A 19,791-nucleotide genomic window follows, 5' to 3' on the forward strand; every position below is an offset into this window, starting at 1 on the left:
TGGCGGGGGTGGACGACCGGGGCGGCGGCGGTGCCGACGCCGGCGGTCGGCCAGCGAGGGGGCGACTCCGGCGCCAGCCAGCCCGGGACGGGGGGCGACTCCGGCGGCGGGCCGGCCCGGGACGCGTGGGCCGCGGGCCGGTTCGTCCCGCGGAGGCGACGCCGGTTCGTCCGCGGGAGGACGAGGGCACGAGGGGTGGTGACGGTGCCGGACGGATCCTTCCCTTCGCAGATCGCGGCCGCCGCCACGCCGACGGGGGGGCCGGAGGCGGGCGCCGCAGGCCGGCCGGCGACGGAAGAGATCTTGCGCCGCGGCTATCAGGAGATGGGCCCCCTCAACCAGCGCCTGGCCGAGGAGTGGATCCCCGGGGAGCTGGAGCCCCGGCGCTGGGAATGGGGTGGGGAGGGCGGTTGACGTGGAGATCCGCCGCGGCGACATCTTCTTCGCCGACCTCAGCCCCGTGATCGGGTCCGAGCAGGGCGGCATCCGTCCCGTCCTGGTGATCCAGAACGACGTGGGGAACCGCTACAGCCCGACGACCATCGTGGCGGCCATCACCTCGCAGATCAACAAGGCCAAGCTGCCGACCCACGTGGAGCTGCCCGCCCGGCACTACGGCCTGGAGAAGGACTCGGTGGTGCTGCTGGAGCAGATCCGGACCATCGACAAGCGGCGGCTCCTGGAGCGGGTGGCGCGGCTGGACGCCGGGGCGATGCGGCGGGTCGACGTGGCGCTGGCCATCAGCCTGGGGCTGCGGGAGGTCTGATCCGGCGGAGGACGCCGCGCAGGGACGAGGGGCGAGGGCGGGGCGCGACGGTGCGCGGCCGACGATGGGAGACCGTGGCATGGAACCCGAGCTCTTGGTCGAGGTGACCCGCGGCGGCTGGGTGGAGAGCCGCCATTGCGGTCACGCCGTGGTGGTGGACGAGCAGGGGCGCGTGGTGGCGGCCCTCGGCGATCCGGACCACGTCACCTTCCTGCGCTCGACCCTCAAGCCGATCCAGGCCCTGGCGGTGGTGGCCTCTGGGGCCGCGGACGCCTTCGGCTTCGACGACGCCGAGGTGGCCCTGATGTGCGGCTCCCACGCCGGCGAGCCGCACCACGTGGCCCGCGCCGCCTCGATGTTGGCCAAGCTGGGGTTGGGACCGGACCAGCTGGCCTGCGGGCCCCAGCCGCCGGCCAGCCCGGCTGCCCGGGCGGCCCTGGTGCAGGCGGGCGCCGCGCCTTCCCGCCTGCACAACAACTGCTCCGGCAAGCACGCCGGCATGCTGGCCCTGGCGCGCCACCGGGGCTGGCCCGTGGAGGGGTACCACCGGCCGGACCACCCCGTCCAGCAGGCCGTGCGCCAGCTGGTGGCGGACCTGACGGGGCTGCGGCCGGGGGGACCGGCCTGGCGCGAGGCGGTGGACGGCTGCGGGGTGGTCACCTTCGCCCTGCCGCTGGTGGAGGTCGCCCGCATGTTCCGCTTCCTCGGCCGGCCCGACCGGTTGCCGCCCGCGCTGACCCACGTGGCGCCCGCGGTGGAGCGCATCCGGTGCGCGCTGGTGGCGCATCCCGCGATGATCCGCGGGGACGGCCAGTTCGACACCGAGGTGATCCGCGCCACCGGCGGCGCCTGGATCGGCAAGGTCGGGGCCGAGGGCGTCTACGCCGCGGCCCTGTCCACGGGTCACGCTCTGGCGCTGAAGGTCGCCGACGGGCAGGAGCGGGCGCGGCCCGTGGCGGTCGTGGCGCTGCTGGAACGCCTTGGCCTGTTGCCCCCGGGGGCGGAGGCCGTGAGGGCGCGGTGGCATCGCGTGCCGGTGACCAACACCCGCGGCGAGGTGGTGGGGGAGATCCGACCGGCAGGGCGCCTGGGCGTCGTCCCGTGACCCCGGTCGGGATCGGGGCCGAGCCCGCCGGGGACGGGGCGCCGGCGCCGGCCCCGCGGCGGGGAGGAGGCGAGGGATTCGTGGCGCGACCGGAAGCCGAGCTGATGCGGATCGCCGACATGGCCACGCTGGAGCGGGTGGTGAAGGGCTGCACCGCCTGCCGCCTGCGGGCAGGCTGCCGCGGCGTCGTCTTCGGCGACGGCAACCCGGCGGCACGGATCATGCTGATCGGCGAGGGGCCGGGGGCCGACGAGGACCGGCTGGGCCGGCCCTTCGTGGGCCGCGCGGGGCAGCTGCTGGACCGCATCCTGGCCGCGTGCGGGTTCGACCGCCGGCGCCACGTCTACATCGCCAACGTGGTCAAGTGCCGGCCGCCCGGCAACCGCACCCCCACGCCCGACGAGCGGGCGGCCTGCCTGCCCAACCTGCGCGCCCAGATGCGCCTGGTGAACCCGGCGATCGTCGTGCTGCTGGGCTCCACCGCCCTGCAGGCGCTGATCGACCCGGCGGCGCGCATCACCCGCTGGCGCGGGCAGTGGATCCACCGCGACGGCATCTGGTACATGCCGACCTACCACCCCGCCGCGCTGCTGCGCAACCCCGCCCTGAAGCGGGACTGCTGGCACGACTTCAAAAAGGTCATCGACAAGTACCGGGAGCTGGTGGATCCGGCCCACGTGGCGCCGCACCACCCGCCGGAGGCGGCGGACGAACCGGCCGCCGGGCGGGAGCCGGCGGGTGGCGCCCCGCCGGCTCCCGCCCGGCCCGGGGGCCCGGGGGCGCACGCCGCGCCGGCCGGCCGCCCGGGATCACCGGGCGGGGCGGCCCGCCCGGAGGGGTTCGGCGGGCTGCGGCAGGCGGCCGCCGCGGCGGAGCCGCCCGCGTCGTCGCGGGCCGCCGGGTCGGCGGCCCGCGACGACGGGGCCGAGGGGGCCAGCGCCGCCGGACCCGGCACCCAGCTCACCCTGTTCGATCCGGTCCCCGGCGGCGCGGGCACGGCTGCGGCGGGGGACGCCGCGGCGGCGGCAGGGGGCGCCGGGACCCGCGCGGCGGGCCGAGGAGGCCGGGACCGCCCGGCGCCCGGGCCGGCGGGCGGGGAGGGCGCCGCATCGTGACCGGCCGCTGGTCGGCGGTCATCCCCTCCGCCGAGGCCATGGAGCGGCTGGGCGCCCACCTGGCCCGTGCCCTGGAGGTGGGGGACTGGGTCGCCCTGACGGGCGCCCTGGGGGCGGGGAAGACCACCCTGGTGCGGGGGCTGGCCCGCGGCCTCGGATTCCGCGGTCGCGTGGCGAGTCCCACCTTCACCCTGGTCCACGTCTATCGCGGCCGCATCCCCCTCCACCACCTGGACCTCTACCGCCTCGAGGGGGAGCCGGCGCTGCAGGACGTGGTGGACCCGGCCGAGATGGAGGCGACGGGCGCCGTGGTGGTGGAGTGGGCCGACCGCGCGCCGGGTTGGGTTCCGGCGGACGCCCTGTGGCTGGAGCTGGCCCTGCAGCCGCCCGGCCCCCACCGGCGCGTGGCGGCCCGCGCCGCCGGCCCCCGCGGCCGACGGCTGCTGGACCACCTGGCGCGCGGCTGGGGCGGCGACGACGCGGCGCGGGGCGGCCCCGAAGGGGGGACGGCGGATGGCCCGGGCGGCCGGTAGGTCCCGCCGGTCTCCGCGGACGGGACGGGGGTGGGCACCGCCCGGGCCGCCATCCCCGGGGGCTCGGGACCCGTCCCGCGGCGTGGGGGACGTCGCCCGGGGCGGCCTCCGGGCGGGCGGCCGCCGGCCACGCCGGGGGATGCGGGCACGCCGGGGCGTACGGGAAGGGGACGAGGCCGGACGATGACCCCATGGATCCTCGGCATCGACACCTCGGGCCCGCGGTGCGGCGTGGCCCTCCTGCAGGGCGAGCGCGTGGCGGGGGTGGAGGAGCTGGCCGCCCCGGGCACCAACCGCGCCCTGATGCCCGCCATCGACCGCCTCTGCCGCCGGGCGGGCATCGGCCCCCGCCGGCTGGACGGCATCGCCGTCGCCCTGGGGCCGGGATCCTTCACGGGGCTGCGCATCGGCCTGGCGACGGCCAAGGGCCTGGCGGTGGCCCTGGGTCGACCCCTGGCCGGGGTGGGGACGTTGGAGGCCGTCGCCTCCGCCGCCGCAGGGGGCGACGGCGGGACCGGGGCGATGCGCCACCGCCTGGTGGTCCGCCGGGCCCGGCGCGACGAATTCTATGCGGCGGCCTTCGACCCGTCCGGCCGGCGCCTCTGGGGCCCCGACGTGGTGGCGGCGGACGCCCTGGCGGCGTTCCTGGGGCCGCGGGGCGGCCATCCCGCGAGCCCGCCGGGCCCCGTCGGAGCCGGCGTCCCGGGGGGACGACCCGCCGACCTCCCGGAGGGGCGATCGTCCGGCGTCCCGCCGGCGGGGGTGGGGGAGCCCCCATCGCCCGGGGCGCTGGATCGCGGCGCCGCCGGCACGGGTTGGGTCGTGGTGGTCGACCCGGCCGATGGGGCGGCCCTCGGCCTGGCGGCCGCCGTCGCTCCGACCGCGCCGACGGGGGGCACCGTCGACGCCACCGGCGCCGGCCGCGCCGACGTCATGGTGGTGCCCGACCCCGGCGCCGTCCCCGTCGCCGTGGCGCGGCTGGCCCGGCGCCGCCTGGAGGCCGGCGGCGACGATCCCGCCACCCTGGTCCCCCTGTACCTGCCCGCCGGTTCCACCTTCCGCCCCTACCCGGGTGCCGCTCAGGGATCGCCCGCGCCGGGTCGGGGGTAGGGATCGCCCGTCCCCGGACGCCCCGCCCGGGCCTCCTCCCCGGCGGCCACCTCCCGGCGCGGAGGGCGGGGCGCCTGCGCCGGCCGGTCCCGCGTCGCCGCCCGCCCGACGGGGCGACGGGCGCGGCGGCCCCTGGACCGCGCCGGCCGGCGCCGCCCCGTGGTGCCGCCAGCGCGCGGTCCGGGCGCCCCGGCCGCGCCGCCCCGGCCGCGGCCGCCCCCGCCGACGGAGATGGTATGATGGATCTGCCGCCGCGGGAGGTGAGCGGGGTGGCGCCGTCCGACGACGCGCGAAGCCAGCCCGCCGAGATCCGCATCGAGCCGATGACGCCGGGCGATCTGCCCGGGGTCCTGGCCATCGAGCGCCGCTCCTTCCCGACGCCGTGGTCGGAGCGGGCCTTCGTCAGCGAACTGCGGGACAACCTCTACGCCGACTACATCGTCGCCCGCCACGGCGACCGCGTGGTGGGCTATGCCGGCATGTGGTGCATCCTCGACGAGGCCCACGTGACCACCATCGCCGTCGACCCGGAGTTCCGCGGCCGCGGCGTGGGCGACCGGCTGCTCACCGCCCTGGAGCAGCGGGCGCTGCGCTACGGATGCCGCCGCATGACCCTGGAGGTCCGGGTCAGCAACCACGTGGCCCAGCGCCTCTACCGGCGCCACGGCTTCCGCCCCTGCGGGATCCGGCGGGGCTACTACGTCGACAACGGCGAGGACGCCATCGTCATGTGGCGCGACCGCCTGGACCCGCCGGGCCCCGTGGCGACGGAGGAACCGGGCGCCGAAGGCGCCCGCGGTGCGGCGGCTGCGGACGGCCTCGAGGCGACCGACGGGGTGGCGCCGCGCGGCGTCGACGCCGCGTCCGCCTCCGCGGCCGGCGCCGGCGGCGCGGCGGGTGGGAGCGAGGCGCCGTGACGCGGCCCCACCTCACCCTGGGCATCGAGACCAGCTGCGACGAGACCAGCTTCGCGGTGGTCGCCGACGGTCGTCGCATCCTGGCCAACGTGATCCTCAGTCAGACCCGGGAGCACCGGCGCTACGGGGGGGTGGTGCCCGAACTGGCCTCGCGGCGCCACCTGACCAATGCCGTGCCGCTGCTCCACGAAGCCCTGGCCGAGGCCGGCATCGGCCTCGACGACCTGGACCTGATCGCCGTCACCCGCGGCCCCGGCCTGGTGGGCGCCCTGCTGGTGGGCGTCGCCCTCGCCAAGGCGCTGGCGTGGGCCCTGGACAAGCCGCTGGTCGGGGTCCACCACCTGGCGGGACACATCCACGCCAACTTCCTGGCCGGTCCGGGGGAGGAACCGGCCCCCGCGCCCCGGCTGCCCGCCGTGGCGCTAGTGGTCTCGGGCGGCCACACCGACCTGTTCCACCTCCAGGCGGACGGCGGCCTGGAGTGGCTGGGCGGCACCCGCGACGACGCCGCGGGCGAGGCCTTCGACAAGGTGGCCCGGGAGCTGGGGTTGGGCTATCCCGGCGGGCCGGTGATCGACCGGCTGGCGGCCCGGGGCGACCCCCAGGCCTTCCCGTTCCCCCGCGCCATGCTGGACGACGACTCGCTGGACTTCAGCTTCAGCGGCTTGAAGACCGCCGTGATCTACGAGCTGGAGCGACGCGGCTGGCGGGACCCGGACCGCCGGGCGGAGCTGGAGGCGCACCTGCCCGACCTGGCGGCGGGCTTCCAGCAGGCGGTGGTGGACGTGCTGGTGGCCAAGACGGTGCGGGCGGCCCGGCAGGTGGGGGCAAGGCAGATCTACCTGGCCGGCGGGGTGGCGGCCAACCGGCGGCTGCGGCGGGACCTGGCGGCGGCCGCCGCCGCGGCGGGGCTCGACCTCGCCTACCCGCCCCCGGTGCTGTGCACCGACAACGGCGCCATGATCGCCGCAGCCGGCCACGCCGCGTGGCGGCGCGGCCGCCGGGACGGCCTCGACCTGGACGTCGATCCCGATCCGCCGCTGGACGAATGGCTGTAGCGCGGGAGGGGTGGTCATGGCCGCGGTCCCGCGCCAGCAGCGGCTGACCCGGCGCCGGGTGGCGCCCGGGCGCAATGCCCTCCACTACTGGCGGGAGGCCAAGAGCCTGCCCCGGGTGGCGTGGAACTTCCTCGTCATCTCGCTGTGCCGCGTCTTGCCCTGGTTCGGGGTCAAGAACTTCCTCTATCGGCGGCTCGGCATGAAGGTCGGGCGGGACGTGGCCTTCGGCCTCATGGCGATGGTCGACGTCTTCTGGCCCGAGCTGATCGAGGTGGGCGACAACAGCATCATCGGCTACAACACGGTGCTGCTGGCCCACGAGTTCCTGATCGACGAGTACCGCACGGGCCCCGTGGTCATCGGGCGCAACGTGATGATCGGGGCCAACTGCACGATCCTGCCCGGCGTGGTCATCGGTGACGGCGCGGTGGTCGCCGCCCACTCCCTGGTCAACCGGGACGTGCCGCCGGGCGCCGTGGTGGGCGGCGTCCCCGCCCGACCCCTGCGCCGCCCCGGCGGCTGATGGGTGCCGGCGGGCCGCTCCGGGATCCGCTGCGACGCCGGCGCCGGACGGCGTCGCCCGCGCCGTCGGGGTGCAATGGCCCTCCCCGGGGTGCCCGAACGCGCAGGGTGCGTCGGGGCGATGGGTGCGAATGTTTTCCAGCGCCCGGCCCCAACCTACGGGTATGCAGGTGGGCGGCATCGGGACGGATGGGGTGCGGACGCGCCGGGGACTCGCGTCGCTTCCGCGGTCCCGACGGGGGCGGGCCGGGCGGCCGCCGGGGCGCCGTAGCACCGGGCCCCGATGCCGCATACATCCTGAAGTGCGCCCGCGGGCCGCGGACGGGTTGGCGCCTCCGCCCCGCCGCCACCGGCGGGGACAAGGGAACGGGCCGTGCGTTGCGAATCTTGGGGGCATGGATGGCAGGGAAGGTGGAACGGGCGATGGAGGAACCGGCGAACACGCCCCCGGTGGACTGGGCGGGCAAGCGCGTGCACTTCATCGGCATCGGCGGCTACGGCATGAGCGGCCTGGCGCGGGTCCTCCTGGCCCGCGGGGCGCGGGTCAGCGGCTCCGACGTCCGTCCCTCCGACCGCACCCGCTGGCTGACGGAGCAGGGTGCCCGCGTCCACATCGGGCACGATCCCGCGCACGTGGCCGGTGCCGACCTGGTGGTCTACAACACCGACGTCCCCCCCGACAACGTGGAGCTGGTGGCGGCGCGCAAGGCGCAGATCCCCGTCTGGCACCGGTCGCAGGTGCTGGCCGACCTCCTCAACCACCGGCGCGGCGTGGCCGTCACCGGGACCCATGGCAAGACCACCACCACGGCGATGACGGGCCTCGTGCTGGTGGCCGGCGGGTTCGACCCCACGGTGCTGGTCGGCGGGGAGGTGCCGGAGTTCGGCACTGCCACCGCCCGGCTGGGGAACGGCCCCTGGGTCGTGGCCGAGGCCTGCGAGAGCGACGGCACCTTCCTCCGCTACCGGCCGGAGATCGCCGTGGTCACCAACGTCGAGCCCGAGCACCTGGACCACTACGGGGGCGACTTCGGGCGGCTCCAGGCGGCCTTCGGCCGGTTCCTCCGCAACGTCCGGCCGGGTGGGCGGGTGGTGGCCTGCGCCGACCATCCCGTGGTGCGGGAGCTGCTGGCCGGCCTCGACCCGCGGGGCCCGGTACGGGTGGTGCGCTACGGCATCGAGGCGGACGACGGCGACCTGCGCGCCCGCGACGTGCAGGCGGGGCCCGAGGGCTCGCGGTTCACGGTGTGGCGGGGCGATCGGCCGCTGGGCGAGGTCCGCCTGGCGATCCCGGGCCAGCACAACGTGCTCAACGCGCTGGCGGCGCTCGGGGTGGGCCTGGAGCTCGGCGTGCCCTTCCCCGTCGCCGCCGCGGCGCTGGCCGGCTTCCACGGCGCCAAGCGGCGCTTCCAGGTGCTCTATGACCGCGACGGCATCCTGATCGTCGACGACTACGCCCACCACCCGACGGAGATCCGCGCCACCCTGCGCGCCGCCCGGCAGCGGTGCGGACCCGGCGGGCGGGTGATCGCCGTCTTCCAACCCCAGCGCTACACGCGGACCCACCTCCTGATGGACGAGTTCGCCCGCGCCTTCGGCGACGCCGACCGGGTGATCCTGACGGAGATCTACGCCCCGCCTGGCGACCGGCCGATCCCGGGCGTCTCCAGCGCCGTGCTGGCCGAGCGCATCGCCGAGCGCGAAGGCCGGCCGGTGGAGCTGATCCGCAGCCGGGAGGAGCTGGTGGAGCACCTGCTGCACACGGTGCGGCCCGGCGACCTGGTGCTGACCATGGGCGCCGGCGACATCTGGACCGTGGCCCGCGACCTGGCCCAGCGCCTCCAGGCGGTGACGCCCGCCTGAGCAGGGCCGTGGCCCGGCCGCCGGAGCCGTTGCACGTCCCATCCCGCCGTGGTACCAATGGAACCAATAACCCGGGTGGCCCGAGGCGCTCCGGTCCGGCCCGGGGTGGTCGGTCCGCGCCTCGGGCCGGGTCCGGTGGGAGGGGCGAACCGTGAGGTCCGATCGCGAGGCACCCGCCGGCGCCGGCGACGGTTCCGCCGGACGAACCGGCCGGGCGCCGACGGCACCCGGCGCCGGGAATGGCCGGCGGGCGGTCCCGGTCGCCGCGGAGGAAGGCGGCGACGGGTGGGCGGCGCGCCCGGGCAGCGGCGGGCGCCGTGTCCACCCGGAGGCTTGGACGCGGGAGCCGGCGTGGGCGTCCCGTACCGACCATGGGGGCGGGCTCGCGGACGGGGTGTCCGGCGACCCCGGCGCCGCCCACGTCCCCTGGGCCGGCGATCCCGCGGCCCGCGGCGACGGCAAGGTCGTGGGCGAGGCCCTGACCTTCGATGACGTGTTGATCGTCCCCGCCGCTTCCGACGTCCTGCCCCGGGACGTCGACGTCTCCACCCGCCTGACGCGCCAGCTGCGCATCCGCATCCCCCTGGTCTCCGCCGCCATGGACACGGTCACCGAGGCCCGCCTGGCCATCGCCCTGGCGCGGGAGGGCGGCATCGGCATCATCCACAGGAACATGCCCCCGGAACAGCAGGCGGCGGAGGTCGACAAGGTCAAGCGCTCCGAGCATGGGGTGATCGTCGACCCGTTCTACCTCTCGCCGCAGCACCGGGTGCGCGATGCGCTGGAGCTGATGGCGCGCTACCATATCTCCGGCGTCCCCATCGTGGACCAGGGCGGCATCCTGGTGGGGATCATCACCAACCGTGACGTCCGCTTCGAGGAGAACCTGGATCGTCCCATCGCCGAGGTGATGACCCGCGAGGGCCTGGTGACGGCGCCCGAGGGCACCACCCTCGCCCGGGCCAAGGAGATCATGCGGCAGCACAAGATCGAGAAGCTGCCGCTGGTCGACGCCGCCGGCCGCCTGCGCGGGCTGATCACCATCAAGGACATCGAGAAGGCGATCCGCTACCCCAACGCCGCCAAGGACGAGCGGGGGCGGTTGCTGGTGGGGGCGGCGGTGGGCGTGGGGCCGGCGGGCCTGGAGCGGGCCGACGCCCTGGTCGAGGCCGGGGTCGACGTGCTGGTGGTCGACAGCGCCCACGGCCACTCGCGGAACGTCCTGGAGGCGGTGCGGGCCCTGAAGCGGCGGCATCCGCAGGTGCCGGTGATCGCGGGCAACGTGGTGACCGCCGAGGGTACCCGGGCGCTGATCGAGGCGGGCGCCGACGCCGTCAAGGTGGGCGTGGGGCCCGGCTCCATCTGCACCACGCGGGTGGTGACGGGGGCCGGCTTCCCGCAGCTGAGCGCCATCCTGGCCTGTAGCCGGGAAGCGGACCGGTACGACGTCCCCGTCATCGCCGACGGCGGCATCAAGTACTCCGGGGACATCGTCAAGGCCCTGGCCGCCGGCGCCAGCGCGGTGATGATCGGCAGCCTCTTCGCCGGGACCGAGGAGGCGCCGGGCGAGCTGGAGATCTATCAGGGCCGGAGCTTCAAAGTCTACCGCGGCATGGGCTCCCTGGGCGCCATGAAGCAGGGCGGTGCCGACCGATACTTCCAGGACGGCGAGGCCAAGTTCGTGCCGGAGGGGGTCGAGGGGCGGGTGCCCTACCGCGGCCCGCTGTCGGAGACGGTCTTCCAGCTGGTGGGCGGCCTGCGGGCGGGCATGGGCTACGCCGGCGCGCCGGACATCGAGACCCTGCGCCGGACGGCGCGGTTCGTCCGCATCACCGCCGCCAGCCTGGCGGAGAGCCATCCCCACGACGTCACGGTGACCAAGGAGCCGCCCAACTACTGGCTCGGCCGGGCGTGAGGGCGGGGCCGGCGGCGGGGGTCCCGACCGGGCGCGGAGCGGCTTCCCCAACGGGGCGCGGTGCGTGTGCGCCCGACCGGGCGCGGAGCGGCCGCCCCAACGAGGCGCGGTGCGTGCGCCCGGGCGGGGCGCGGAGCGGCCGCCCGAACGAGGCGCGGTCCGTGCGCCCGGGCGGGGCGTGCTGCGGGCGGCCGGGCGGGGCGCCCGGACGGCTTCGCCGCATCCCGGCCCGGGCCCCATGCCGGCCCGGGGAGGTGCCGAGGGACGCATTGCGCCAGCGCGAGGAGCGGATCCAGGGGGCGCGAGGGGACGGGAGCGACCGGCCCGCCCCGGCCGCCAGCGATCGTACCCACGGGATCCCCAGGACCCACGGGCCCGACGGGACCGGGGCGGGTCCAGGGGCGTCGCCGTCCGCGGCGGGAGGGGCGGTCGACGCCCTTTGGGGGGCGGCGGTCCGCGGCGCATCGCCCCCCGCCGCGCCACCGGGGGACGGTCGCGGCGGGGAGGGGGGTGGGGGTGCGGGCAGCCCCGCCGCCCCGCAGGCGGCCGTCGCCTACCTGCAGGGCCTCGGTCGATTCGGCATGCGGCTGGGACTCCAGCGGATCCGGCGCCTGCTGGCGGCGCTGGGCCACCCGGAGGAGGACCTGCCGCCCGTCTACCACGTGACGGGGACCAACGGCAAGGGCTCTACGGCGTGCATCCTGGAGGCCGTGCTCCGGGCGGCGGGCTGCCGGACGGCCCTCTTCACCTCCCCGCACCTGGTCCGCTACGAGGAGCGGTTCGCCTTCGACGGCCGGCCCGTCTCCGGCCTTGAGCTGGCGGCCGCCATCGAGCGGGTGCGGAGCGCAGCCGACGCCGTGGCGGCGACGGGCGAGGCACCCACCGAGTTCGAGGTGGCGACCGCCGTGTTCTTCCTGCTGGTGCAGGCGCGACGGCCCGACGCCGTCGTGCTGGAGGTCGGCCTGGGCGGGCGCTACGACGCCACCAACGTGGTGCCCCGGCCGGCGGTCTCGGTGGTCACCAACGTCGCCCTGGATCACACCGACCGGCTGGGCCGGACGGTGGAGGAGATCGCCTACGACAAGGTGGGCATCGCGCGACCCGGCGTGCCCCTGGTGACGGGCGCCCTGGACCCCGCGGCCCTGCGGGTGCTGCGCCGGGAGACGGCGCGGGTGGGCGCGCCGCTCTGGGAGGTGCGTCCGCTGACGGACGCACCCCCTCCCGCGGTGGGGCCGGGGCGGGACGAACCGGCCGGCGAGCCACCCGGGCCGGTGGCGGTGGCCACCTACCGCTTGCGGACCACCGGTCCGGAGGGGTCGCGCTGGGACTACCGGGGGCCGGCCGGGTCGCCGCGCGGCGCAGCGGTGCGCTGGGACCACCTGCCGCTGGCCCTCGTCGGCCCCCACCAGGTCGCCAATGCGGCGGTGGCCGTGGCCGCGCTGCAGGCCGCGGCCGCCACCGGCCGCGGCCTGCAGGTGGGCCGCGCGGCGGTGGAGCGCGGCCTGGCCGCCGCCCGCTGGCCCGGGCGCATGGAGCGCCTGCGCTGGCAGGGCCGGGACGTCTGGCTGGACGGCGCCCACAATCCCGCCGGCATGGCCGCCCTGGCCCGGACGGTGGCCACCCTCTGGCCCGGCCGCCGGGTGCTGCTGGTGATCGGCATGCTGGACGACAAGGACGTCGAGCAGGCGGCGGGTGCCATCGCCCCGGTGACGGGACGGGCCGTGGTGAGCGAGCCGCCGAGCCCGCGGGCCGCGCCGGCGGAGCGACTGGCGAGGGCCTTGGCGACCCAGGGCGTACCGGTGGTGGTGGAGAGGGAGCCGGTGGGCGCCCTGGCCCGCGCGTTGCGCGAGGCGGAGCCCGGGCAGCCGGTGCTGGTGACCGGCAGCCTGTACCTGGTGGGCGCCGTGCGGGCCCACGTGCTGGCGCCCGCAGGAACCCCCGGCGCCTGAGCCACCCCCTGCACAGGGAAGGCGCGCGGCGGCGGCGAAGTGGGGTGGAGGCCGCCCGCTTCGTCCGGTGGCCCGGCCCAGGCGGCGCGCCGGCGTGACCGGGACGGGCGGCGCCGGGGCCCGAGTCCTGCGGCCGGCGCCGGCGTCCGTCCCGCGCAGGCGCGGGGTGTGCAGGGCCGCGGCCTGCGGGGGAGGGCGCGGCCCCGCCGGCGGCGCGCGGGGCCGGTTCGTCCAGCCCGGCCTCGGTGGGGCGGCCCGTGCGGGGGTGAGGTGTGTGCGCGAGACGGTGATCGTCGACGGGGCGCGGACCCCCTTCGGCAAGTTCGGGGGCGCCCTCAAGGACGTGCCCGCCGTCGAGCTGGGGGCCGTGGCCATCCGGGCGGCCCTTGAGCGGGCGGGCGTGGCCGCCGAGCAGGTGGACTACGTGCTGATGGGCATGGTCCTGCAGGCGGGGGCGGGCCAGATCCCCGCGCGGCAGGCGGCGGTCAAGGCCGGGCTGCCGGTCACCGTGCCCGCGGACACCATCAACAAGGTCTGCGCCTCCGCCCTGCGGGCGGTGAACCTGGGCGACGCCCTGATCCGGGCGGGCGACGCGACGGTGGTGGTGGCCGGCGGCATGGAGAGCATGAGCCAGGCGCCCTACCTGGTGCGCCAGGCGCGCTGGGGCGGGCGCATGGGCCACCTGCAGATGGAGGACGCCCTCTTGACCGACGGGTTGCTCTGCGCCTTCGGCGGCTGCCACATGGGCGTCTACGGCAGCCGCGTCGCCGCCGAGTACGGCATCACCCGCGAGGAACAGGATCGGTGGGCGCTGCGCAGCCACCAGCGGGCCATCGCGGCCATCGACGCCGGCCGGCTGGCGGAGGAGATCGTGCCCGTCGAGGTCCCGGCCCGCAAGGGCGAGGCGGTCCGCGTGGCGGTGGACGAGGCGCCGCGCCGCGACACCAGCTACGAGAAGCTGGCCGCCCTGCCGCCGGTCTTCGAGGAGGACGGCACGGTGACGGCGGGCAACGCCCCCGGCATCAACGACGGGGCCGCCGCCCTGGTCCTCATGGAGCGGGAGCGGGCCCGCGCCCTGGGCGTCAAGCCCCTGGCCACCATCGTCAGCCAGGGCCAGGCGTCCCTGGATCCGCCGTACCTGCACACCGTGCCGTACTACGCCGCCGAGCGCACCCTCGCGAAGGCCGGCCTCCGCTGGGACGACATCGCCCTCTTCGAGGTCAACGAGGCCTTCGCCGCCGTCGCCCTGACCACCATGAAGCTCGGCGGCTGGGACCCCGAGAGGGTCAACGTCAACGGGGGCGCCGTCGCCCTGGGCCACCCCATCGGCGCCAGCGGCGCCCGCATCCTGCTCACCCTGGCCTACGAGCTGCGCCGCCGCGGGGGCGGCTACGGCATCGCCACCATCTGCAGCGGCGGCGGCCAGGGCGAGGCGACGCTGATCCGCGTCGATCCGTGACGCCGGCCGGGGGGCCGGTGGCGGGGAGCCGCCCGGCGGATGGCGCCACGCCGGGCCACCGGATCGGTCGGCCCGGGAGCGGCGGCGTCAGGAGGACGACGCCGCGGGTCGAACCGGCCCCGGCCGGCGGATGCGTGGGAAGGGGGATCGGCTCCCGTGTCCAACGGATCCACCCCGCCGGAGGGCTGCGCCGCATCGGGCCCGCCGGAGGGCTCGGCCGCATCGGGTGCACCGAACCCGCAGCCCGGGGAACCGGGGCCGCCACCGCGGCACCCGGCCAAGGCGGAGGCGCCCGGCTTCCGGGAGCCCTTCCCGGCGGAGGGCCTGCCCACCGTCGCCGAGGCGCGCCGGCGGATCCTGGCCGCCGCCGGCCAGCCGCCGCTGGCGGTGGAGGAGCTGCCGCTGGCCGCGGCCCTCGGCCGCGTCCTGGCCAAGCCGGTGTACGCGCCCGAGGACGTCCCCGCCTTCCACCGCGCCACGGTGGACGGCTACGCCGTGCGCAGCCAGGACCTGCGGGGGATCGCGCCCGGGCGGCCGGCCCGCCTGCAGGTGGTGTGCCGGGTCCTGGTGGGCCGGGCCGCCGCCGTGCGGGTCGAACCCGGCCAGGCGGTGGCCGTCCCCACCGGGGGCATGCTGCCGCCCGGCGCCGACTGCGTCGTGATGTTCGAGCACACCACCCGCGAGGGGTCGTGGCTGCTGGTGCACCGGTTCGCGGGCCCGGGCGACAACGTCATCGCCCGGGGCGAAGACGCCGCCGCCGGCCTGGCGCTGTTGACGCCGGGGCGCCGGCTCGGTCCGGCCGAGCTGGGGGCCCTGGCGGGGGCCGGCGTCACGCGGGTGCCGGTCACCCGCCCGCCGCGGGTGGCGCTGCTGCTCACCGGCGATGAGATCGTGCCCCCGGAGCGGACGCCGGCGCCCGGCCAGATCCGCGACATCAACGGGGTGGCGCTGGCGGCTGCCCTGCGGCAGGACGGCGCCCAGCCCCTGGAACCCGTCTACGTGCCCGACGAGCCGGCTGCCTTCCGGGAGGCGCTGCGGCGCGCCCTCCAGCAAGCGGACCTGGTGCTGATCTCCGGCGGCAGCTCGGTGGGCGAGCGCGACCTCACGGCCCAGTTGGCGGCGGAGCTGGAGCCGCCTGGCGTGATCCTCCACGGCGTCGCCCTGAAGCCGGGCAAGCCGACGCTGTTCGCCATGGCGGGGCGCAAGCCCGTCTTCGGCTTGCCGGGCAACCCCGTGTCCGCCCTGGTGGTCTATCGCTTGCTGGTGCGGCCGGTGGTGTTCCGCTGGCTCGGCCTCGAGCCGCCGGCGGGACCCGGCCCACGGATCCGCGCCCGCCTGGAGACCGCCCTGCGGCGCCCGGCCGGCCGCGAGGAGTACGTCCCCGTCGCCCTGCTCTGGCGCGGTGGGGAGTATGCCGCGCGGCCGCAACCGCGCAAGTCCGGGTTGATCACCGCCCTGACCGGGGCCCAGGGGCTGGTGCACCTGCCCATGGCCATCGACGAGCTGCCGGCCGGCGCCGAGGTGGAGGTGATCCCCTGGTGAGGCAGCGAGCCCGTCCCTCCGACCGGGCCGGGGGACCGGAGGGGGACCGCCCGGCGGGGGCGTCCGCCGGAGGGGAGCCGGCGCCCGCCGCACCGGAGGCGCGGGGCGAGGACGCCGGTGGCCGGCGGGTCGTACCCTCTCCGGCGGAGGAACCGGCCGCGCCGGTCCCGTCCGGGGCGCCGGCGTGGACGCACCTGGACGCCGCAGGCCGGGCGCAGATGGTCGACACCAGCGGGAAGGCGGTGACGGTGCGGGAGGCGGTGGCGCGGGGCCGGGTGCGCATGGCGCCGACCACCCTGGCCCGCCTGCGGGCCGGCGACGTGCCCAAGGGCGACGTGTGGGCCGTCGCCCGGGTGGCGGGGATCCTGGCGGCCAAGGAGACCGGCCGGCTGATCCCCCTGTGTCACCCGCTGCCCCTGGACACCGTCGCCGTCGACTTCCGGCTGACGCAGGACGCGGTGGAGATCCAGGCGACGGTGCGCACCGCGGCGCGCACGGGGGTGGAGATGGAAGCCCTGACGGCCGTGGCGGTGGCCGCCCTGACGCTGGTCGACATGGGCAAGGCCCTGGACAAGGGGATGGTCGTCGAGGGGATCCGCCTGGTGCGCAAGACGGGGGGGCGCAGCGGCGACTATTGGCGGGCCGGCGAACCGCCTTGGGAGGCGGTGGGCGAGCCCGTCCGGCCCGAAGCCACCCGGGCGGAGGGCGGCAGGTCCCGCTGACGGGGCTCGCCGGCGGACCCAGGGGAGCGCGGAGGCGCGTGTCGCGGCCCGCAGCCGCGCGGGGCGGCGCGGCGTCGGAACGGGAGGGGGCGTTGGCCGTGCGGGTGGCGATCCTCACCGTCAGCGACGGGGTCAGCCAGGGTTGGCGCCGGGACGCGAGCGGGGACTATCTGGCGCGATGGGCCACAGAGCGCGGGTTCGCGGTGGTGGCCCGCGGCGTGGTGCCCGACGACCGCCGGGCCATCGCCCGCTGGCTGGCCGCGGTGGCCGACGGGCGGGGAGCGGCGGCTGCCCGCGACGGGGACGACGGGTCGGAGCGGACCGCATCGCAGCAGGGTGCCGCCTCCATCCCCGACCTGATCCTGACTACGGGCGGCACGGGCCTCGGCCCCCGGGACGTCACCCCCGAGGCGACGCTGGACGTGGTGGAGCGGGTCGTCCCGGGCCTTCCCGAGCGCATGCGGGCGGCGACGGGGGCGGCCAATGTGATGGCCTACCTCTCCCGGGCGGTGGCGGGCATCCGGGGGCGCACCCTGATCGTCAACCTGCCGGGCAGCCCGCGGGGCGTGGCCGAGTGCCTCGAGGTCCTCGCACCGCTGCTGGACCACGCCGTCGCCATCCTCCACGGCGGCGGGCATCGCGACGCCCGTTGAGATCCGCCGACCGCTGCACCCATCGCCGCACCCGTCGCCGACGCGTGGGAACCTACGGGCGCCTCGCGAGGCGTCGGGGTCCTTCGCCGTCGGGAGGGGGGCGCCGAGCCGGTTCGTCCGCACCGGCGTGCCGGCGCACGCGGCGCATAATCCGGCGCCGAGCGGGGCAGAAGCAATAGCGGCAAGCATGGGAGCGGCGGCCAATTCGGGGGTTGACGACCGTTTCTGGCCGCCTTACCATAGTCGATGGCTTAGCACTCTCCGACGGGGAGTGCTAACAGGACAGGAGTCCCGCGGCTCGGGGGCTCGGGCCCGCCGGGCAGCGATCCTGCCAGATCCGATCACGGCACCATTCGACCGCTGTGGCCGGGCGCCCCGGAGCCGAACCCTCAGCGCACCAGGGAGGTGGACGGCGGTGAGCGTTCAGCCGCAGCCCAAGGGAGGGACCGTGTCGGTGAAGCTGCGCCCTCTCGGCGACCGGGTGGTCGTCAAGGTGATCGAGGAGGAGGAGCGGACCAAGGGCGGGATCATCCTGCCGGACACGGCCAAGGAGAAGCCGCAGCAGGGTGAGGTCCTGGCCGTGGGCACGGGCCGCATCCTCGAGAACGGCCAGAAGGTCCCCCTCGAGGTCAAGGAAGGCGACCGGGTGATCTTCTCCAAGTACGCCGGCACCGAGGTCAAGCTGGATGACGAGGAGCTGCTGATCCTCAGCGAGCGCGACATCCTGGCGGTCATCCAGTGAGCGTTCGTGACCGAGGAGGGAAGGCGGCATGCCGAAGCAGCTGGTCTTCAACGAGCAGGCGCGGCGCAGCCTGGAGAAGGGGCTGAACACCGTCGCCAACGCCGTCAAGATCACCCTGGGGCCCAAGGGCCGCAACGTGGTCCTGGAGAAGAAGTTCGGCTCGCCGACCATCACCAATGACGGCGTGACCATCGCCCGCGAGATCGAGCTGAAGGACCCCTTCGAGAACATGGGCGCCAAGCTCCTCACGGAGGTGGCGACCAAGACCAACGACGTGGCCGGTGACGGGACCACCACCGCCATCGTCCTGGGCCAGGCCATGGTCCGCGAGGGCATGAAGGTGGTGGCCGCCGGCGCGAACCCGATCCTGGTCAAGCGGGGCATCGAGAAGGCGGTCGCGGCCGTCGTCGATGAGATCAAGCGGATCGCCAAGCCCGTCGAGACCAAGGAAGCGACCCAGCAGGTGGCCTCCATCTCCGCCAACGACGAAGAGATCGGCAAGATGATCGCCGACGCCATGGAGAAGGTCGGCAAGGACGGCGTGATCACGGTCGAGGAGAGCAAGACCCTGGACACGACCGTCGAGGTCGTGGAGGGCATGCAGTTCGACCGGGGCTACCTGTCGCCGTACTTCGTCACCGACGCCGAGGCGATGGAGGCCGTCCTCGAGGAGCCCTTCATCCTGATCACCGACCGCAAGATCTCGTCCGTCAACGACCTGCTGCCGGTGCTGCAGCGGGTGGTGGAGCGCGGCAAGCCGCTGCTGATCATCGCCGAGGACGTCGAGGGCGAGGCGCTGGCGACCCTGGTGGTCAACAAGATCCGCGGCACGCTGCAGTCCTGCGCGGTCAAGGCGCCCGGCTTCGGCGATCGGCGTAAGGCGATGCTGGAGGACATCGCCATCCTCACCGGCGGCCAGGTGATCTCCGAAGACCTGGGCATCAAGCTGGAGAACGTCACGCCCGACATGTTCGGCCGGGCCAAGAAGGTGGTCGTGGAGAAGGAGAACACGACCATCGTCGAGGGCGCTGGCGATCCCGAGAAGATCAAGGCCCGCATCAACGTCATCAAGCGGCAGATCGAGGAGACCACCTCGGACTTCGACCGCGAGAAGCTGCAGGAGCGGCTGGCCAAGCTGGCCGGCGGCGTGGCCGTGATCAAGGTCGGCGCCGCGACCGAGGTGGAGATGAAGGAGAAGAAGTACCGCATCGAGGACGCCCTCTCGGCCACGCGGGCGGCGGTGGAGGAGGGCATCGTCCCCGGTGGCGGTGCCACGCTGGTCCACGCCATCAAGGCGCTGGACAAGGTGGAGGCCCGCAACGAGGACGAGCGGATGGGCATCGAGATCGTCCGCCGCGCCCTGGAGGAGCCGCTGCGCCAGATCGCGGCCAACGCGGGTATGGAGGGCTCGGTGGTCGTCGAGCGGGTCAAGCAGCTGCCGGACAACGAGGGCTTCGATGCCCTGACGGGCGAGTACGGCGACATGTTCGCCCGCGGCATCGTCGACCCGGCCAAGGTGACCCGGTCGGCGCTGCAGAACGCGGCCAGCATCGCCGCCATGGTGCTGACCACCGAGTCGCTGGTGGCCGACCTGCCCGAGGAGAAGAAGGAGGCGGCCGGCAGCAACGTGGGCGACATGGACTTCTGAGTCCGTCGCCCGCTGGGCCGTGGCCGGGGCGGGGTGCCCGCGCGGGAGGCGCGGGCACCCCGCCCCTGTTTGCTCAAGCGGGGCTACTGCCCTTCGCTGGCGCGGCGGACGAACCGGCCGGGGCGCCGCGGGCCGCAGGGCATCGCCCCGCGGCCCGCGGCGGCGGCTTGGC

The 19,791-nt window shown here is 76.3% G+C and carries 18 protein-coding genes; all 18 read left to right on the forward strand.

What is annotated here, in order from left to right:
• The first annotated feature begins 198 nt into the window (after nucleotides 1-198).
• Entirely contained in the window at nucleotides 199-414 is a 216-nt protein-coding gene (locus E1B22_RS04915) for a DEAD/DEAH box helicase (RefSeq protein WP_243123748.1), read from the forward strand.
• Nucleotide 415: 1 nt separating this feature from the next.
• Complete coding sequence (locus tag E1B22_RS04920; protein WP_135224792.1) at nucleotides 416-766, forward strand: type II toxin-antitoxin system PemK/MazF family toxin; 351 nt, start codon at nucleotides 416-418, stop codon at nucleotides 764-766.
• 79 nt (nucleotides 767-845) lie between these two features.
• Nucleotides 846-1,871, forward strand: coding sequence for an asparaginase (locus tag E1B22_RS04925; protein WP_135224793.1), 1,026 nt, complete (start codon nucleotides 846-848; stop codon nucleotides 1,869-1,871).
• 80 nt (nucleotides 1,872-1,951) lie between these two features.
• Complete coding sequence (locus E1B22_RS13145; RefSeq protein ID WP_243123749.1) at nucleotides 1,952-2,986, forward strand: uracil-DNA glycosylase; 1,035 nt, start codon at nucleotides 1,952-1,954, stop codon at nucleotides 2,984-2,986.
• Complete coding sequence (gene tsaE / locus E1B22_RS04935; RefSeq protein ID WP_243123750.1) at nucleotides 2,983-3,519, forward strand: tRNA (adenosine(37)-N6)-threonylcarbamoyltransferase complex ATPase subunit type 1 TsaE; 537 nt, start codon at nucleotides 2,983-2,985, stop codon at nucleotides 3,517-3,519. The genes E1B22_RS13145 and tsaE overlap by 4 nt, the downstream gene beginning before the upstream one ends.
• 183 nt (nucleotides 3,520-3,702) lie before the next feature.
• Nucleotides 3,703-4,629, forward strand: a complete 927-nt coding sequence (gene tsaB, locus E1B22_RS04940; RefSeq protein ID WP_135224794.1) for a tRNA (adenosine(37)-N6)-threonylcarbamoyltransferase complex dimerization subunit type 1 TsaB — start codon at nucleotides 3,703-3,705, stop codon at nucleotides 4,627-4,629.
• Nucleotides 4,630-4,898: 269 nt separating this feature from the next.
• A complete protein-coding gene (gene rimI, locus E1B22_RS13150; RefSeq protein WP_371413485.1) occupies nucleotides 4,899-5,546 on the forward strand; it encodes a ribosomal protein S18-alanine N-acetyltransferase in 648 nt (215 codons plus the stop codon).
• Nucleotides 5,543-6,604, forward strand: coding sequence for a tRNA (adenosine(37)-N6)-threonylcarbamoyltransferase complex transferase subunit TsaD (gene tsaD, locus E1B22_RS04950; RefSeq protein WP_135224796.1), 1,062 nt, complete (start codon nucleotides 5,543-5,545; stop codon nucleotides 6,602-6,604). Before rimI ends, tsaD begins: the two co-directional genes overlap by 4 nt.
• 16 nt (nucleotides 6,605-6,620) lie before the next feature.
• A complete protein-coding gene (locus tag E1B22_RS04955; protein WP_135224797.1) occupies nucleotides 6,621-7,127 on the forward strand; it encodes a DapH/DapD/GlmU-related protein in 507 nt (168 codons plus the stop codon).
• Nucleotides 7,128-7,549: 422 nt separating this feature from the next.
• Nucleotides 7,550-8,989 carry a UDP-N-acetylmuramate--L-alanine ligase gene (gene murC, locus E1B22_RS04960; protein WP_135224798.1) on the forward strand — a complete coding sequence of 480 codons (1,440 nt, stop codon included), beginning with the start codon at nucleotides 7,550-7,552 and terminating at the stop codon, nucleotides 8,987-8,989.
• A gap of 466 nt (nucleotides 8,990-9,455) precedes the next feature.
• Nucleotides 9,456-10,904 carry an IMP dehydrogenase gene (gene guaB, locus E1B22_RS04965; protein WP_135225960.1) on the forward strand — a complete coding sequence of 483 codons (1,449 nt, stop codon included), beginning with the start codon at nucleotides 9,456-9,458 and terminating at the stop codon, nucleotides 10,902-10,904.
• A gap of 269 nt (nucleotides 10,905-11,173) precedes the next feature.
• The gene (locus E1B22_RS04970) at nucleotides 11,174-12,853 is read left to right on the forward strand and encodes a folylpolyglutamate synthase/dihydrofolate synthase family protein (RefSeq protein ID WP_243123751.1); all 1,680 of its coding nucleotides are present in this window, start codon (nucleotides 11,174-11,176) and stop codon (nucleotides 12,851-12,853) included.
• A 274-nt stretch (nucleotides 12,854-13,127) separates the two neighbouring features.
• Nucleotides 13,128-14,312, forward strand: coding sequence for an acetyl-CoA C-acetyltransferase (locus E1B22_RS04975; protein WP_135224799.1), 1,185 nt, complete (start codon nucleotides 13,128-13,130; stop codon nucleotides 14,310-14,312).
• A gap of 156 nt (nucleotides 14,313-14,468) precedes the next feature.
• The gene (gene glp, locus E1B22_RS04980) at nucleotides 14,469-15,854 is read left to right on the forward strand and encodes a gephyrin-like molybdotransferase Glp (RefSeq protein ID WP_135224800.1); all 1,386 of its coding nucleotides are present in this window, start codon (nucleotides 14,469-14,471) and stop codon (nucleotides 15,852-15,854) included.
• On the forward strand, nucleotides 15,851-16,576 hold the full coding sequence (moaC, locus tag E1B22_RS04985) for a cyclic pyranopterin monophosphate synthase MoaC (protein ID WP_167758848.1): 726 nt from the start codon (nucleotides 15,851-15,853) through the stop codon (nucleotides 16,574-16,576). The genes glp and moaC overlap by 4 nt, the downstream gene beginning before the upstream one ends.
• A 98-nt stretch (nucleotides 16,577-16,674) precedes the next feature.
• On the forward strand, nucleotides 16,675-17,229 hold the full coding sequence (locus E1B22_RS04990; RefSeq protein WP_135224801.1) for a molybdenum cofactor biosynthesis protein B: 555 nt from the start codon (nucleotides 16,675-16,677) through the stop codon (nucleotides 17,227-17,229).
• Between the two features lie 415 nt (nucleotides 17,230-17,644).
• Nucleotides 17,645-17,971, forward strand: a complete 327-nt coding sequence (gene groES / locus E1B22_RS04995; protein ID WP_013494708.1) for a co-chaperone GroES — start codon at nucleotides 17,645-17,647, stop codon at nucleotides 17,969-17,971.
• 28 nt (nucleotides 17,972-17,999) lie between these two features.
• Nucleotides 18,000-19,619, forward strand: coding sequence for a chaperonin GroEL (groL, locus tag E1B22_RS05000; protein WP_135224802.1), 1,620 nt, complete (start codon nucleotides 18,000-18,002; stop codon nucleotides 19,617-19,619).
• Nucleotides 19,620-19,791: the final 172 nt, after the last annotated feature.

This window comes from Thermaerobacter sp. FW80 (assembly GCF_004634385.1).
Lineage (GTDB): Bacteria > Bacillota > Sulfobacillia > Thermaerobacterales > Thermaerobacteraceae > Thermaerobacter > Thermaerobacter composti.